We start from the raw sequence: 15,667 nt of genomic DNA, 5'->3' as shown, positions 1-15,667 counted from the left end.
AGAGCCGCCCCGCGATCGACGCCGGCGTCGCCCCCTCTTGATCTGACGCGCCGCGCGCGCCCATCGTCGCAGCGGCCGAGCCGGGAGAGAGCGTCATGACGAGGATGATCGGAGTGGGACTGATCGGCTATGGCCTCGGCGGCCGGGCCTTTCACGCGCCCTATGTCGCGGCCACCCCGGGGCTGGCGCTGCGCGCGGTGGTGTCGCGCGACCCTGCCAAGGTTCAAGCCGACCTGCCGACGATGCGCGTGGTGCCGACCGTGGAGGCGCTGCTCGCCGAGCCCGATATCGAGTTGGTGATCGTGTCGAGCCCCGACGCGCTCCACGCCGAGCACGCGATCGCGGCGCTGGCGGCGGGGCGGCACGTGCTGGTCGACAAGCCGTTCGCCACCTCGCTCGGCGACGCGCGGCGGATCGTCGCCGCGGCGGAGTCGGCGGGGCGACTGCTGTCGGTCTTCCACAATCGCCGCTGGGACGCGGATTTCCTCACGCTGCGCGCGCTGTTGCGCGACGGCACGCTCGGCGAGGTGGCGACGATGGAGAGCCGCTTCGATCGCTGGCGGCCGAGCGCCGCGGCGGTGTGGAAGGAGGCGCGCGCGGGTGGATCGTGGCTCGATTTGGGGCCGCATCTGGTCGACCAGGCCTTGCTGCTGTTCGGCCGCCCGCTCGCGGTCCACGCCGATCTCGCCGCGCTGCGCGCCGACGCCCCCGCGCCCGATTATTTCCGCGCGACGCTGCGCTATCCGGACCGGCGCGTGACGCTGCATTCGACCAAGCTCGCCGCCGATCATGCGCTGCGGTTCGCGGTCCATGGCACGCGCGCGAGCTGGATCAAGCACGGGCTCGATCCGCAGGAGGCCGCGACGCTGGCCGGACGCGCGCCCGGCGGCGACGATTGGGGGCATGACGCGCGCGAGGGATGGCTGACGCCCGGTGACGATCAGGGTGCGGCGCGGGCGCATCCCAACCTGCGCGGCGATTACCGGCTCTTCTGGGAGGCGCTGGCCGCGGCGGTGCGCGGGGAGGCGCCCAACCCCGTCCCCGCGCACGAGGCGCTGGCGGTGATGGAGGTGCTCGACGCCGGGTTGCGCAGCGCGGCGGAACGACGCGAGGTGGCGCTGTAGCGGAGCTAGCGCAGATCGGGCTCGCGCACCAGCAGCAGCATGCCGCCGTCGTACCAGCTCATCGCCAGCCGGTCGTCGCCCGCGGGGAACAGGATCGCGCCGCCCGCTGCCTCGGGTCCCCATGTGCCGCGATCGCACTCGACCGCGAGCGCGTCGGCCTTCGTCACCCCGAGCCGCGCCAGCGCGGTCGCGTGCTGGCGTTGCTCGGCGCCCGCGCCCGGTTCCGGCAACGGCGCGAGCGCCGGCCCGTCGCACACGTCGCTCAGCGTCGCCCCCGATGCGCGCGGCGTCGCCCAGGCGAAGCGATCGGTGCCGAGCACGAGCCGCTGCCCGACGTAAGCGGGATCGTCCGCCGCGAGCGCCTGTACCCCGTCTCCGACCGCCAGCCGCGTCACCCGCCATTGCCCCGTCAGCGCGGCGATATCCCGTGCCGCGCTGACCGGCGCGGTACTCGATGACGACGGCGTCGGCGCGGGTGTGGCTTTGGCCTCGGCGGAGGACGTCGCGGGCGCGGACGGGGTGTCGGCGGCGGGTTGCTCACGCTGACACGCCGCGACCGAGCCGGCGACCAGCAGCAGCGCGAGTCCGCGCGCCCGTTGCGACATCATGATGGCCTGCTCCTCGCCTCCGTCCCGATCATCAAAGACCCGGCGCTCCGCGACGTTCCCTCGCCCTCGCCTCAATCCTTGAAGGAGAAGGTCAGCGTGCCCGCATAGCTGCCGTCCGCGCGCGCGGGCTCGCCGCTCGGGCCGGAGGCGGCGGCGGTGATGAACTTCGATCCCATCGCGGGGATCGCGCCGAGGAACGAGACGTCGCCGGGTGGATAGTCCGCGGTGGTGGTGGGATAGTCGTTCAACCGCGTGCCGAGGCGCAGATAGGTCGGCGTCGCGCTGGTCACGCTCCAGTCGCCCTTGCCCGCCGCCGCGTCGAACCGCGCCCAGCGCACGCCCGCGAAATAGCCGGCGCGCTCGGGAAGCGGTACCGCCGCGTCGCCGCGGCCCGCGAGCCGGTGGACGCCGAGCGCGTTGCCGCGCAGCCGGTTCTGCCACACCGGCCGCGGCCCCTCGGCGAGTGCTTCCACCGTCGCGACATCGGCCAGCGCCGCGTCGAAGCTGATCCCGTGATATTCGTACCGGCCCGACAAAGCGTAACGATAGTCGAGCGACAGCGTCCCGTCGCGCGCGAGCGTCCAACGCGCGCGGTCGAGGCCGCCCGCCCCGCTCGCCTCGAGCCAGGCGGAGGGCGCGCCGGTCGCGGGATCGCGCGCCTGCCCCGCGCTCAGCCGCAGCGGCGCGTCCGCGCGCGGCGCGAACCGCGTGGCCTCGTGCGCGACGCGCACCGCGGTGATCCGGGGCAGCGCCCCCTCGGATACGGCCAGCCCGCTGATCCGCACCGCCGCGACCCGCTGCGGGGCGAGCAGGAACCGCTTGGGATCGCCCGGCTTGCGCTTGCCGTCATAGAGGGTGCGCCAGTCGGTGCCGTCGCTCGACACCTCGAGGCGATAGCCCACCCAGCCCTCGCGCCGCGGGTCGGAGGTGAGCACCTCGATCACGTTCGCCAAAGCCGGTTCGGCGGCGCGCCACAGCCCGGCCGCCTCGATCAGCTCGCGCCACGCCGGTGGGGTGTCGACGCGCGCGCCGGTGGCGACGAGCCGCGGGCCGTTGGCGACCGCGACGGGGCGTCCGCGCCGCGTCACGCCGGTGAGCAGCCCGGAGCTGCCATCGAAGCGCGCGGTGACGTCGCCCGCGGCAAGTACCCAGTCCGCCCCGTCACGCGTCGCGGTCGGCGGCGCGCCGCCCGCGCTGCCGCGGGCGACCGGCGTGGCGGGCCGTTCGACCGGCCATACCCAGGTCCATAGCGCGTCGTCGCCGCGCGTCGCGGTGAGCGACAAAGCGTCGGCCGCGCGCCAGTCGTCGGGCAGCGCCAGCCGCAGCTCGCCCCGCGCGTGCGGTGCCACCGCCGTCCGCGCCTGACCCTGCCGCACTGTGCGCGGCTCCCGTCCCTTGCCCGGCGCGGACGGGAAGGCCAGCAGGCGCCACCGGAAATCCACGGCGTCGAGCGCGGTGAAATCATAATGATTGTCGACGGTCAGCGCGCCGGTGAAGCCGGCGTCGAGCCGTGGCGGCGCGATCTGGACCGGGGCGAGCACGTCCTTGATGGTATAGAAACTCGGCTCCTTGCGATGGCGCGCGTCGACCAGGCCGTCGGGCGCGTTGGTGCCGAAATTGTCCAGCGCCCCGCCCCGGTCGGTGCGTGCGATCCCCTCGTCCGCGAACACCCAGACGAAACCGCCCGCACCGCGCGGCGAGCGCGACAGCGCGGTCCAATAATCCTCGAAGCCCGCGCCCCCGCCGCCGTCGAAGAGGCCGTGCATGAACTCGGTCGGCATGAGCAGATTCGGGCCGGCGAGCCGCCGCGTGAGGTCGGCGAAATCGGGATAATGGCGCGTGTCGACGCCGTCGTGCAGCTCCCACGGGTGCATCACGCGACGGCGCTGCGGGTCGTAGAGCGCGAAGTCGCCGTCGAGCTCGCGGTTGAACCCGCCCTCGTTGCCATTGTCCCACAGAACGATGCTGGGATGGTTGACGTCGCGCTCGACCATCTCGCGCACCAGTCGCCGCCCCACGTCGGTGTCGTGCGCGTGTTGCCAGCCGCTGAGTTCGTCGAGCACGTACAGGCCCAGTTCGTCGCACGCCTCCAGGAAGGACTCGTCGGGGGGATAATGCGACATCCGCACCGCGTTCATGTTCATCGCGCGGATCAGCCGCACGTCGTCGTAATTGTCGCGGCGGGTGAGCGCGCGCGCGGTGTCGGGGCGGAAGCTGTGCCGGTTCACGCCCTTGAGCAGCACGCGCTGGCCGTTGAGGTAGAGTCCGTCGCCGGCGCGCACCTCGAAGGTGCGGAAGCCGAAGCGCTCGCGGGTGCGATGCACCGCGCGCTCGCCCTCGAACAGCGTGAGCACCAGCCCGTAGAGCGTCGGGGTCTCGGCGGTCCAGCGCCGCGGCGAGTCGATCCGCGTCGCCAGCCGCACGCTGCCCGCGCCGCCGGGCGGTACCGGCGCCGCGAACGGCGCGCCGACCGCCCGCCCCGCCGCGTCCACCACCTGTCCGACGAGGCGGGTGACGGTGCGCGGCGCGGCGAGGGTGACGTCGACGGTGAGCGCGCCGCTCGCCTGCGCGTCGACCGCGCTGTGCGCGATCGCCTGCGGCGGCGTCGCCTCCAGCCGGACGGGGCGGAAGATGCCGCCGAAGTTCCAATAGTCGCCGTGCCGCTCGGCGCGCTCGGTGTCGGCGTTGGCGGAGGCTTCCGATACCTCCACCTCGACGACATTGTCGCCGCCGTAGCGCACCAGCCGGCTGACGTCATAGCCGAAGCGGTAGAAGCCACCCTGGTGGACCGCGCCCGCCAACGTGCCGTTCACCGTCACGCGCGCGTCGGTCATCACGCCGTCGAAGATCAGGCGGACGCGACGATCCTTCCAGGCGAGCGGGACCGCGAACCTTCGGCGATAGGTGGCGCGCCCGCCGCTGCGCGGGCCGTCGGTCTGGCCGAAGGCATAGGTGCCGAAGCCGTGCTGCTGCCAGTTGGACGGAACGGGGATCGTCGCGCGCTCGCCGGCGCGACGGCCCGTGTCGATCGTGAAGTCCCAGGGCACGGCATCCTCTGGGCCGTGGCCGGAGAGCATGATCGTCTCGGTCGACGGCGCACCCGCGTCGGCGGGGGAAGCCGGCTGCGCCACTGCCGTGGAGGCGAGAGCGAGGGCGCCGAGGGCACCGACGAGGATGCTGGTCGCTCTGTGTCGGCCGCGCATTGTTCCTCCTTTTCTCTCCGCCGCTTGGGTGTCGCGGCGCGGGCGCGGGCTGTCAATCGCGCCGGGGCGGTATGGTTCGCGCGGACCGCATGCGGCGACGACGCGCGTGACACGCCAAGTAGCCGATCGCCGTCGATCGAGAAGGAGTTGAGGTCACAGAAGCGCCGCGCCCTCAACAGAGCGCCGCCTGCGTGCATCTCACTGTTTGTCACACGATCAGGCCAGAAAAACGGACAACATCCATGACGCAAGTTAGGCCGTCACCTTGACGTCGAGGAGCCGCGGCGACATATTGTCTTCATGTCGTTCGCTGTTCAATTTCAGCGGTTTCGCAACCACGCGGGCCAACTCGCCGCACGCGGTTAGCCCGAGTTCGAGGGCGTGGCCGCTCGAGCTCGGGACCTTCCGACCTGATCGCGCTGGACGCCCCTCGCGTCCGCCACCTCGAGCAAGCGGAAACCGTGACATGAACGACGGCTATGACCCGCGCGGGCTCATGCCCGCCCCCTCTTATTCCCACGACGGCAAACGCGCCGCCGGCGCCGGCCTGCGGCGCGGGTCAGCGCTACGGTCGCTCGCGCGCTACGTCGATGTCGAGCTGCTGATGATGATCCTGCTGATCGGCGTCCCCCTTCTGCTCTACTGCATCTTGGTCTCAGGCTGAGCTGAGCCGCACGACCGCGGCCGCCGCCCTCTCCTTCCGCGGAGAGGGCTTGCGCCGCGGGCGCGGTGCTCGTCGCGCCGGTGCTCGTCGCCGCGTGCGAGGGAAAGCCCGTCCGGTTCGTTCGTTGCCCGCGCTGACCAGCAAGGAGGCCGAGCGTGAAGGCGATGATATTGCAGCCCCCGATCGGGCTCGACCGACTGACCCTGGACGATCGGCCCGACCCCGGCGCGCCGGGTGCGGGCGAGATCCGCGTCGCGCTCCACGGCAGCTCGCTGAACTATCATGACCTCGGCGTCGCGACCGGACGAATGCCAACGGAGGGTGGCCGCATCCCGCTCGCCGACGGCGCCGGCATCGTGGAAGCCGTCGGCGCGGGCGTCACCGAGTTCGCCGCGGGCGACACGGTGGTGTCCTGTTTCTTTCCCGACTGGCAGGACGGCGCTCCCCGCGTCGGGGACTTCGCGCGCACGCCCGGGGACGGGATCGACGGCTTCGCGCAGGATCACGTGGTGCGCCCTGCGACCGCCTTCACGCGCGCGCCGCGCGGCTATGACGCGGTGGAGGCGGCGACGATCACCACCGCGGGGCTGACCGCCTGGCGCGCCTTGGTCGTCGACGGCAAGCTCAAACCCGGCGATACGGTGCTGCTGCTCGGCACCGGCGGTGTATCGATCTGGGCGCTCCAGCTGGCCAGGGCGATGGGGGCGACGGTCGCGATCACCTCCTCCTCGGCGGAGAAGCTCGAGCGCGCCCGCGCGCTCGGCGCCGACCTCACGGTCAACTATCGCGAGGATGCGGCATGGGGGCAGACGGTGCGGCGTTGGACCGGCGGGCGCGGCATCGACCATGTCGTCGAGGTCGGCGGACCGGGAACGCTGGCGCAGTCGATCGAGGCGGTGCGGATCGGCGGCCATATCTCGCTGATCGGCGTGCTGACTGGTGGCGCGGGCGAGGTGCCGACCGCGGCACTGATGGCGAAGCAGGCGCGGCTCCAGGGCCTGATCGTCGGCAGCCGCCGCGACCAGCAGGACATGGTGCGCGCGCTCGACGCGACCGGGATCCGCCCGGTCGTGGATCGCCGCTTCCCGCTGGAACAGCTCGCCGACGCGTTCCGCCACGAGGCGGGTGCCAGCCATTTCGGCAAGATCGGGATCGAGTGGTGAGCACCGCCGACCCACCCACCCCGCGCACGATCGAACGGACAGTCCGGTGAGCTCTGGCGCGATGCGCGCGATCGCGGGTGCGACGCTGGTCCTGCTCATGGGCTGCGGCGCGCCCGCGCCGGGCAACAGCGCGCCGCGCGACGCTCCTACCGCGCCGACGCAGGGGCTCGATCCCGGCGCGATGCAGCGCACCGTCGCGGCCGCGACGCGTCTCCCGCGGCTGCGTGCCCTGCTCGTGCTGCGCGACGGCAGGACGCTGGCGGAGCATCGGTTCAACGGCGGCCCGCCGCTCGATCAGCCGGTCAACGTCAAGTCCGCCTCCAAGTCGGTGATGTCGGCGCTGGTCGGGATCGCGATCGATCGCGGCGTGCTCTCGGGGGTCGATCAGCCGATCCTGGCGGTGCTCCGCCGCGACGCCCCTCCGAACGGCGACCCGCGGCTGGCGCGCGTGACGGTGGGCAATCTGCTGTCGATGCAGGCCGGGCTGGAGCGCACGTCGGGCGCTTATTACGGGCGCTGGGTGTCGAGCCCCAACTGGGTGCGCGCCGCACTGGCGCGCCCCTTCGTCGATGCGCCCGGCGGCGCGATGCTCTACTCGACCGGGAACACGCACCTGCTCTCCGCGATGCTGACGCGCGCGACCGGGCGCAGCACGCTCCAGCTCGCGCGCGCCTGGCTGGGCGAGCCGCTCGGTATCGCCATCCCCGCCTGGCCCACCGACCCGCAAGGGATCTACTTCGGCGGCAACGACATGCGTCTGTCGCCGCGCGCACTGGCGCGCTTCGGCGAGCTGTACCGCTTGGGCGGCGTCGTCGACGGCAAGCGGATCCTCTCCGCCGACTGGATCGCGCAGAGCTGGACGCCGCGCGCCACGTCGCCGTGGAGCGGCGGACGCTATGGCTATGGCTGGTTCGTCGGCACGGTGGGCGCACATCCGCTGCGCTACGCCTGGGGCTATGGCGGGCAGATGGTGTATGTCCTGCCCGACCTGCGGCTGACGGTGGTGATGACATCGGCATCGGAGGGCGCGCGCGACGAGGGACATGTCGACGCGCTTCACCGCCTCGTCGCGGACGGCATCGTTCCCGCGGCGGAGCGCGGCGCGATCTAGTGCCCCGCCCGCCCTTGCCGCCACGGCGCGTCCTGATCTAGGTCAGCCGCGGGGAACGGGGGCCATCACGACGACATGTTGCGGACACTCAAGGATTATCACCGGCGGATCGAGCATGGGCTCGCCGTCATCCAGCGGCTGTGCGCGGCCGACGTGCCGGCGATCGACGATCTCGAGAAAGCGCGCACCGCGCTGAGCCAGATCAGCATCGAGCGCAGCCGCTTCATCAACCAGGTGGTGGTGCCGCGCATGCTGGTGGGAGCGACCTACGCCTCGGCGCGCGACATGGTCGCGCTGCAGCAATCCTTCGCGGCCAATCGGCTGGTGTCGAACCAGCATGTCGCCGACTGGACCGAGGCGACGATCGCAGCCGATTGGGCGGGCTACCGCGCCGCGGCGGCGCGGATCTGGCGGATGATGGAGGAGCAGATGCGCGACGAGCAGAGCCTGGTCATGCGCCACCTGGAGCATGTGTCTCTCTAACGCGCGGGCCAGCCGCGATGAGCGGTACGGCCATCAGCGGGACGGCGCCGACCGCCGGCCGCGCCTCGGAACACCCGTCGATCTGCGCTCCGTCACAATCGAGCGCGTAGAGAGGGTCGGACGCCTCTCGCATCGCGGCTGTTCGGTTTGCGCGGGTCACAGCTGGAGCCGCAGCGCGACCCGTGCCTGGCGCGGTTCCACGGCGCGGGCATGCACCCCTTCGATACCGCCCAGCGGCTCGCCGGGAAGACGCGACGCGTAGAAATAATCGGCGTCCGCACGACGGCTGTCGAGGACGTTGAGAAGGTCGAGCGACGCCTCCACCCTGCCGAAGCTGTGCGCGACGCGGGCGTTCGCGACCAAGGTTGCCGCCCCGCGCACGCTGCCGTCCTCGACGAGCGGTCGCGGTCCGATCCGCCGCAGGCGCACGGCGGCCGTCCACGGCGCGGCCGTCGCGGTCACGCCGAGCGACGCCGCATTCTCCAGCGCGTTGGGGATGCGATCGAAACCGGGTGCGTCGACGAAGCGCGCGTGATTGGTGGCGACGGTGGCGTCCAGCGTGAGCCAGGACGCGGCGCGCGCGTAGAGCGTGGCTTCCCATCCCCGCCGTCGACTGGCGCCCCGCGGCTCCACCGTGCCGCTGTCGCCCAGATAGACGAGCTCGCCGTCCGAGCGCAGCCACCAGCGGTCGAGCGTCAGCACCACCGGCCCGCGCTCGATCCGAACGCCCAGCTCGTGACCGGTACCGCGAACCAACGCCGGCACGGGATCGGTCGTCGCCAGCACACCGCGCGCGTCGTTCGAGTGAAAGCCTTGACCGTAGTTCGCGTACAATCCGACGCCGGGCAGGACGGTCAGGGCGGCGCTCGCCTTCGGGGTGGCGAGCGTCGCCACCGTCCCGGCATCGACCGCCGAGCCGCCGCGCGCGCGCGAGTGGAAGCGTACATGGTCGACCCGCGCGCCGCCGGTCAGGGTCAGCGGCGACCATGGTTGCCAGCGCACCGCGGCATAGCCGGCAATCGCCGTCTCGCGGACGTCCGCCAGACTGCGCGTGGCGAGGCGACGGCCGCGTTCGGTCTGGTAGAAGCCGAGGTCGTCGATCCGGTCGATCCGACCCTCCGCGCCGACGGTCAGCGTCACACCGTCTCGCAACGGTACCGCGTGCCGGCCACGCACGCCCCAGGTCGATCGTCGTTCCGTCTGCTCCAGCTCGTCGCCGCGGACCGGATCGTCGAGGAAGAAGGTGAAGTTCGACAGCAGGTCGAAGCGGTAGCGCTGCGCGTACAGGACGACCTCGGTGCGCGACGAACGCAGCGCCGCCGACACGATCTGCCGCGACGTTCGCCCGCGCAGGAACGGGTCGAGCGTGCCGAAGCGGTCGGGCAGCAGCGTGCCGATCGCGCGCACCGGCACCTGCTCGGTCGGCCGCCACGTCGCGTTATAGTCTGACACGGTGAGACGAAGCGTGCCGAGCGCCGTCGGCACGGTATATTTGGCCAATGCCCCGGCATGACGGAGCCGTTCCGCCAGCGCCCACGGACCGTCATTGGCCTTGAGCTCGCCCGCGAGCAGCAGCTCGCCCGCGCCGAGCCGCTCCGACGCGATCGCCGCCACCCGCCGGTAGCCGAAGCTGCCCGCCTCGACCGACAGCGACGGCGCCGCTCGATCCAGCGTCGTCATGTCCGCGGCCGCGACCAACGAGAAGTCGCCGTCGCGCGCGTCATACGGACCCTTGCGATAGTCCAGTCGGGCGATCGTCTCGGGGATCACGCCGTTGAGATCGAGATAGCCCTGTGCATGTGCCTGCGTCGGCAGGTTCATCGGGACGCCGTCGACCGCGACGCTGAAGTCGGTGCCGTGGTCGAGATTGAAGCCGCGGATGTAATATTGCGCGGCCTTGCCGCCTCCCGAATGCTGCACGGCGAGCAGGCCCGGCACCGCTTCGGCCAGTTCGTTGGTGCGCAACAGCGGGCGTCGGCGCAGATCGTCGCCGGAGACCGCGCCGGCACTGGCAGCGGTGTCAAGCCCGACGCGGTGCTCGGCGCGGGCGGTGACGACGACATCCCCCGGGTGATCCGCCTGCGCTCGCTCGGGCACGCGCTGCTGTGGCGCCGATCCCGCGTCGGTGCCGCAAAGTACGAGCACGATCATCCACGATCCCACCGGCCCGCCCTTCTGCCAAGATCAGCTACTCTCCCATCTATTAGCCATGGCTAATCTAGATGCAAGCTGGCGGCATCGCGTTGGCTGGGGCATGAGGGTGCGATGACCGAGGATGCGCACCGCCGAGCCGCCGCGTTCCGTGCCACCCGCGAGGCGCATGCGACCGAGATGGCCGAAGACTATGTCGAGCTGATCGGAGACCTTCAGGAGAGCTACGGCGAAGCACGGCTGATCGACCTGGCGGCGCACATGGGCGTGTCGCAGCCCACCGCGGCCAAGATCGTGCAGCGGCTCAAGACCCTAGGTCTGGTCGAGAACCGGCCCTATCGCGCGCTCTTCCTCACCGACGACGGGCGATCGCTGGCCGCTCGATCGCGCGAACGGCATCAGGCCGTGGCCGACTTCCTGTCCGCTTTGGGGATCGACGCGGACACCGTGGCGATCGATTCGGAAGGGATGGAGCATCATGTCAGCGACCGGACGCTGGCCGCGATGAAGCGCTTCACGTCCCGCGCGTCCGGCGACGGGGTTCCGGAGCCGGGCTGACGACCCTGGAGCGCTCACCGAGAACCGGATGACCGGAAGAGCCTAGGCCTGCGCGGTCGGCCTGATGACGATCTCTCCGACGTTCACGCCGGCCGGCTGCGCGATGGCATAGGCGATGGCCTCGGCGATCGCCTCCGGCGGCATCGCGATCGACCCACCCGCCGCGATGCGCTCCCGCAACGCGTCGTCGCGGATGTGGTCCGCGAAGCCGGTCGCGGTGAAGCCGGGCGTCAGCGTGGTGACGCGCAGATCCCCGGCGAGCTCCTGGCGCACACCATCGCAGATCGCCACCACCGCCGCCTTGGTGCCCGCATAGACTGCCATGTTCGGCACGATCTTGCGCGCCGCCGTCGACGCCACGGCGATGAAGTGACCTGTCCCCTGCTGGCGGAAGATGGGCAGCGCCGCGGCGATGCTCCACAGCACGCCCTTCACGTTCACGTCCACCATCATCTCCCAGTCGTCGAGGGCGAGATCGTCGACCGGTCCGATCGGCATGGCGCCGGCATTGGCGACGAACACGTCGAGACGACCGAAGGTCGCTACCGCGTGCCGCGCCAGCGCGTCGACGTCCTCGCGCCGTCGCACGTCGACGCGACGGTGGGTCGCTGCTCCGCCGCTCGCGTTTATCTCTTCGACGAGCCGGCGGAGGCGATCCTCGTTCCGGGCGCCCAGCACGACTTTGGCGCCGCGCTCGGCGAGGTAGCGGGCGGATGCCTCTCCCATCCCGCCGCTCGCCCCCGTGATCGCCACCACCGCCCCGTCGATCTGCATCGTCCTACTCCTTGCTCGTCGCCCGGCTCAGGGTCCCGTTGGTCGTGACGCATCGCCGACAGGGCCGATGAAAGTCGCGCCACACCCGCCCCTGTCATGACGGCCGTGCAATATGGCCAGTCGCCGAACGGACGAAACGCGCATCGCCGCGGCAGGGTGCCGTGCCGTCTGGCGCTCACGCCGCGAGCCATGCATCATCCCGATGCGCAGAACCACAGCAGTGACAGGAGATCGAGGATGACCGACACGGCCATGGATCGTCGCGCCTTCATGGAGAGCGGCGGCAAGGGCCTGGCTGCCTCGCTGTTCGCCGGCGCGGTCTCTGAGGGGGCGCTTGCCCAGGCCAGCCCCTCGCCGCGAGCGACCGGTCAGAGGATGCCCGAAGGAGCATCGTTGCCCTCGCCCACGCCGCGCGAAAGACGGCCGGACAGTGTCGGCTTCGCTGTCGTCGGACTGGGCAGCTATGCGCTCAATCAGATGATGCCGCGGTTTGCCTCGACCGACCGCGCGCATATCGCCGCCATCGTCTCGGGCAATGCGGAGAAGCTGCGGCGCGTCGGCGACGCTTACGGCGTCCCGCGCGATGCCCGCTACAGCTACGACGATTTCGCGCGGATCGGCGCCGACCGGCGCGTCGATGCGGTGTACGTGGCGCTGCCGACGGGGCTCCATGCCGAGTGGGTGATCCGCGCGTTCGCCGCGGGAAAACACGTGCTCTGCGAGAAGCCGATGGCGCTGACGAGCGCCGACTGCGAGCGCATGATCGCCGCCGGTCGCCGCGCCGGTCGCAAGCTGATGGTCGCCTATCGCTCGCACTTCGAGCCGTACAATCGCGAGGCCATGCAACTGATGGAGGCGCGCGCGGTCGGCAGGGTGCGGCTGGTCCGTACCGAACAATCCTATCGCATGGGGCCGGCCGATCCCGCCAGCAACTGGCGCACCAGCCGCGCGTTGGCAGGCGGCGGACCGCTCGAAGACTATGGCATCTACGGTCTGCAATCCGCGCTCTATCTTACCGGTGAGATGCCGGAGCGCATCGCCGCGACGGCGTTCCGGCCGTCAGGCGACCCGCGCTTCGCGGAGATCTACGCCCATGTCGCCTCGCAGTGGCGCTTCCCCTCCGGCGCGGTGGCGCAGCTGGCGACCTCCTACGATTCGGCGGGCATCAACTTCGCGGAGGTGCGCGGCACTGAGGGCGTGCTCACCATGGACCCGGCGACGAGTTACTCGGGCCAGACGATGCGACTGAAGGGATCGCAGGAACGCACGCTCACGCCCGGCGACCCGGAGGTGCAGTTCGGCGCGCAGCTCGACCACTTCGCCGCGGCGATCCGCGATGGCACGCCGATCCGCACGCCCGGCGAGATGGGGCTGCGCGACCTACGCCTGATCGAAGCCATCTATGCCGCTGCCCGCGACGGCCGCACGGTTCGGCTCGCGCCGGATGGCCGGATGCTTGGCTAGGACCGCCGCCGCACTGCTGGTCTAGCTTGTCGTGAATGGCTGCAAGCGCACCGTTTAGGTACCAGCAGCGGACGGAGTCGGAGTGGTCACGAATCGCATCCGAGGGGGCAGGCGACGTGACCGGACGCTGGTTCCTCCCGGCCGCGTCAGCTTACCCGACACATGGCGCGAACAGGCCAGGTTGCGTTGTCGCGGCGGCACAGTATGAGATGTTGTACCATACCGAAATCGGTACCGTTCGGCTGGTGCCACCAGGAAATCGCATGTCTCTCCAAGTCCGTACCCGTATCGCTGCGCGCCCCGCCGGCCGCCGCAGACCGTCAGGCTTCGGCCTCCTTCTCGCCCTCGGCACAGCACCCTTCCCGGCCGAGGCGCAAGCTGGAGCGGAAGAGAGAAGCGACATCGTCGTGCTCGGCACGCGGCGGACGGTCGATCGGACGCTCTCCTCGGATCCGGCCACCGAGCGCCTGTCGCAGTCGAGCCGCTCCCTCGAGCGCGACGTGCTCGAGGCTGCCGGCACCTACCGCCTGAGCGACGCTCTGGAGCTCGTGAGCGGTTTCAGCCAGCAGAACAACCGCGGCGGCGTCCTCGACAATTTCGCGATCCGCGGGTTCCTCGGCACACCCGACGGGGGCGCGGAATTCTACGTCGACGGCTTCGTCGCCAACCGCGGCATGGCACCGCCGCGCGACCCGGCGACGATCGAGCGGATCGAGGTGCTCAAGGGCCCTGCCGGCGCGGTCTTCGGTGACGTCGATCCCGGCGGGCGCGTCAACATCGTCAGCAAGGTGCCGAGCTTCGCACCGCGCGCGAGCGCGACCGCGCTGTACGGCTCCTTCGACACGCGCCGGGTCGAGCTGGACGCGACCGGGCCGCTCGCGTCCACCTTGGCCGGTCGCATCGTCGTCGCGGCGGAGAACAGCGACGGCTGGCGCGATACGGTGACCCTCCGCCGCCGCACCGTCTCGCCATCGCTGACATGGCGGCCCAGCGACGCGCTGCGCCTGACCTATCTCGGCGAGTTCATGCAGTTCGACACGCCCTTCGACCGCGGCGTGCCGGCGGTGGGCAACGACGCCAATGCGGTGCGTCGCTCCAATTACTATGGCGACCCCGCCAATGGCCTGACCCGCTTCCGCAACCAGCGGCACCAGCTCACCGGCCTGGCGCAACTCGGCGCGGGCTGGGCGCTGAACGGCGGCGTGGTGTGGCGAACGGGCTCGCTGAAGGGCTTCTCCGCCGACCAGTCGCGGATCGTCGACACGCAGGTGTGGCGCCAGCGCCGCTCGCGCGACTTCGCCGTCGACGACCTGTCGGCGCGGGTCGAACTCGCAGGTGAGATCGGGCGGCACCGGGTGAGCGCCGGGCTCAAAGGCTATCGACTGACCTATGGCGAGCGCTGGATGCGCCGCAATCCCACCGCAGCGACCCCCTATGCGGTCGATCTGTACGACCCGGGCTCGAGCAACGGCGCCGTCGCGGCGCCGTTGCTGCCCTTCACCAACAACGATGAGAGCCGCTGGGCGGGCACGATCTACGTGCAGGACATGTGGAGCCTCACCGATCGCCTGACCCTGGTCGGCGGCGCGAGGATCGACCCCTATCGGCAGAAGATCGTCAACAACAACACCGGCGCGGTCGGGCGCATCGTCGACGAGCCCGTCAAGTTCCGCGCGGGCGCGCGCTACGCCGTGGATGACCACGTGTCCGTCCACGTCAATTGGGGCGAGTCCTTCCTGCTCAACTCGGGCACCGGCCGCACCGGCCAGGGCTTCTCGCCCGAGGAGGCGCGTGGCTACGAGGTCGGCGTGGCCGGTCGCTGGGCGGGAGTCGATGTCGGTGTCACCTGGTTCGACATCGCCAAGACGAACATCCTCACCACCGACCCGCTCGACGCCGCCTTCAACGCACCCGTGGGCGAACTCAACAGTCGGGGTGTGGAAGCCGACGTGTCGCTGCGGCTCGGCGCGCGATGGCACGTCGTCGCCAACTACAGCTGGGTCGACGCGCGGAACGACGACAGCAGCTTCGCGACGCCGGCGGTGCTCGGCGTGCCCGAACATGCCGGTACGCTGCTGGTCGTCCACCGCCTTCCCGTGGCGACCGGCGACTGGCAGGTCAGCGGCGGGCTCGCCTATGTCGGTGATCGCGCCGGGTCGCTGGACGCCACGCCTTTGATCCTACCCGACTATCTCAAGGTGAAGGCCGCGCTGGAGGCGCCCGTCGCGCCCGGCCTGCGCTTCCGCCTCGAGGCAGACAATCTGTTCGACGCGCAATACGCCGCCAGTTCCTACAGCCGTTTCTGGGTCTTCCCCGGCGCTCCCCGCACCGTGCGCGCCTCGCTGCGACTCGACCTATGACGCC

At 71.2% G+C, this 15,667-nt stretch carries 12 protein-coding genes; 8 read left to right on the top strand and 4 right to left on the bottom strand.

Annotated features, from left to right (window positions below; genetic code table 11):
* The first annotated feature begins 95 nt into the window (after positions 1 to 95).
* Positions 96 to 1,124: an oxidoreductase gene (locus EV292_RS00645; RefSeq protein ID WP_132907274.1), complete on the top strand. Its 1,029-nt coding sequence runs from the start codon at positions 96 to 98 to the stop codon at positions 1,122 to 1,124.
* A gap of 5 nt (positions 1,125 to 1,129) precedes the next feature.
* On the opposite strand, the gene EV292_RS22455 is transcribed toward EV292_RS00645, so the two are convergent.
* The gene (locus EV292_RS22455) at positions 1,130 to 1,732 is read right to left on the bottom strand and encodes a hypothetical protein (protein WP_165926986.1); all 603 of its coding nucleotides are present in this window, start codon (positions 1,730 to 1,732) and stop codon (positions 1,130 to 1,132) included.
* A 71-nt stretch (positions 1,733 to 1,803) separates the two neighbouring features.
* Entirely contained in the window at positions 1,804 to 4,935 is a 3,132-nt protein-coding gene (locus EV292_RS00630) for a glycoside hydrolase family 2 TIM barrel-domain containing protein (protein WP_132907272.1), read from the bottom strand.
* Between the two features lie 466 nt (positions 4,936 to 5,401).
* Between EV292_RS00630 and EV292_RS00625 the strand changes: the two genes are divergently transcribed.
* From EV292_RS00625 to EV292_RS00610, 4 genes are all read left to right on the top strand, one after another.
* Positions 5,402 to 5,599, top strand: coding sequence for a hypothetical protein (locus tag EV292_RS00625; RefSeq protein ID WP_132907271.1), 198 nt, complete (start codon positions 5,402 to 5,404; stop codon positions 5,597 to 5,599).
* 155 nt (positions 5,600 to 5,754) lie between these two features.
* The gene (locus EV292_RS00620; protein ID WP_243693530.1) at positions 5,755 to 6,762 is read left to right on the top strand and encodes an NAD(P)-dependent alcohol dehydrogenase; all 1,008 of its coding nucleotides are present in this window, start codon (positions 5,755 to 5,757) and stop codon (positions 6,760 to 6,762) included.
* Between the two features lie 46 nt (positions 6,763 to 6,808).
* Positions 6,809 to 7,873, top strand: a complete 1,065-nt coding sequence (locus EV292_RS00615; RefSeq protein WP_243693529.1) for a serine hydrolase — start codon at positions 6,809 to 6,811, stop codon at positions 7,871 to 7,873.
* Positions 7,874 to 7,948: 75 nt separating this feature from the next.
* The gene (locus tag EV292_RS00610; protein ID WP_132907269.1) at positions 7,949 to 8,356 is read left to right on the top strand and encodes a hypothetical protein; all 408 of its coding nucleotides are present in this window, start codon (positions 7,949 to 7,951) and stop codon (positions 8,354 to 8,356) included.
* 156 nt (positions 8,357 to 8,512) lie between these two features.
* Here the strand turns inward: EV292_RS00610 and EV292_RS00605 are convergent, their stop codons facing one another.
* Entirely contained in the window at positions 8,513 to 10,507 is a 1,995-nt protein-coding gene (locus EV292_RS00605; RefSeq protein ID WP_132907268.1) for a TonB-dependent receptor, read from the bottom strand.
* Positions 10,508 to 10,621: 114 nt separating this feature from the next.
* On the opposite strand from EV292_RS00605, the gene mntR reads away from it, so the two are divergent.
* Positions 10,622 to 11,065 carry a manganese-binding transcriptional regulator MntR gene (gene mntR, locus EV292_RS00600; protein WP_132907267.1) on the top strand — a complete coding sequence of 148 codons (444 nt, stop codon included), beginning with the start codon at positions 10,622 to 10,624 and terminating at the stop codon, positions 11,063 to 11,065.
* Positions 11,066 to 11,107: 42 nt separating this feature from the next.
* On the opposite strand, the gene EV292_RS00595 is transcribed toward mntR, so the two are convergent.
* Entirely contained in the window at positions 11,108 to 11,821 is a 714-nt protein-coding gene (locus EV292_RS00595) for an SDR family oxidoreductase (RefSeq protein WP_243693528.1), read from the bottom strand.
* A 255-nt stretch (positions 11,822 to 12,076) separates the two neighbouring features.
* On the opposite strand from EV292_RS00595, the gene EV292_RS00590 reads away from it, so the two are divergent.
* Both EV292_RS00590 and EV292_RS00585 read left to right on the top strand, forming a co-directional pair.
* Positions 12,077 to 13,303: a Gfo/Idh/MocA family oxidoreductase gene (locus EV292_RS00590; protein ID WP_132907265.1), complete on the top strand. Its 1,227-nt coding sequence runs from the start codon at positions 12,077 to 12,079 to the stop codon at positions 13,301 to 13,303.
* Positions 13,304 to 13,566: 263 nt separating this feature from the next.
* Positions 13,567 to 15,663, top strand: a complete 2,097-nt coding sequence (locus tag EV292_RS00585) for a TonB-dependent siderophore receptor (RefSeq protein WP_132907264.1) — start codon at positions 13,567 to 13,569, stop codon at positions 15,661 to 15,663.
* Positions 15,664 to 15,667 lie beyond the last annotated feature (4 nt).

It is taken from the genome of Sphingomonas sp. BK235 (assembly GCF_004345855.1).
Lineage (GTDB): Bacteria > Pseudomonadota > Alphaproteobacteria > Sphingomonadales > Sphingomonadaceae > Sphingomonas.
This window is presented reverse-complemented; position numbering and strand designations above follow the sequence as displayed.

Bases quoted from the DNA above. Each gene is read 5' to 3' on its own strand.
- EV292_RS00605 (WP_132907268.1), bottom strand. From the start codon at position 10,507: ATGATCGTGCTCGTACTTTGCGGCACCGACGCGGGATCGGCGCCACAG.
- EV292_RS00645 (WP_132907274.1), top strand. From the start codon at position 96: ATGACGAGGATGATCGGAGTGGGACTGATCGGCTATGGCCTCGGCGGC.
- EV292_RS00610 (WP_132907269.1), top strand. From the start codon at position 7,949: ATGTTGCGGACACTCAAGGATTATCACCGGCGGATCGAGCATGGGCTC.
- mntR (WP_132907267.1), top strand. From the start codon at position 10,622: ATGACCGAGGATGCGCACCGCCGAGCCGCCGCGTTCCGTGCCACCCGC.
- EV292_RS00590 (WP_132907265.1), top strand. From the start codon at position 12,077: ATGACCGACACGGCCATGGATCGTCGCGCCTTCATGGAGAGCGGCGGC.
- EV292_RS00630 (WP_132907272.1), bottom strand. From the start codon at position 4,935: ATGCGCGGCCGACACAGAGCGACCAGCATCCTCGTCGGTGCCCTCGGC.
- EV292_RS00585 (WP_132907264.1), top strand. From the start codon at position 13,567: ATGTCTCTCCAAGTCCGTACCCGTATCGCTGCGCGCCCCGCCGGCCGC.
- EV292_RS00625 (WP_132907271.1), top strand. From the start codon at position 5,402: ATGAACGACGGCTATGACCCGCGCGGGCTCATGCCCGCCCCCTCTTAT.
- EV292_RS22455 (WP_165926986.1), bottom strand. From the start codon at position 1,732: ATGATGTCGCAACGGGCGCGCGGACTCGCGCTGCTGCTGGTCGCCGGC.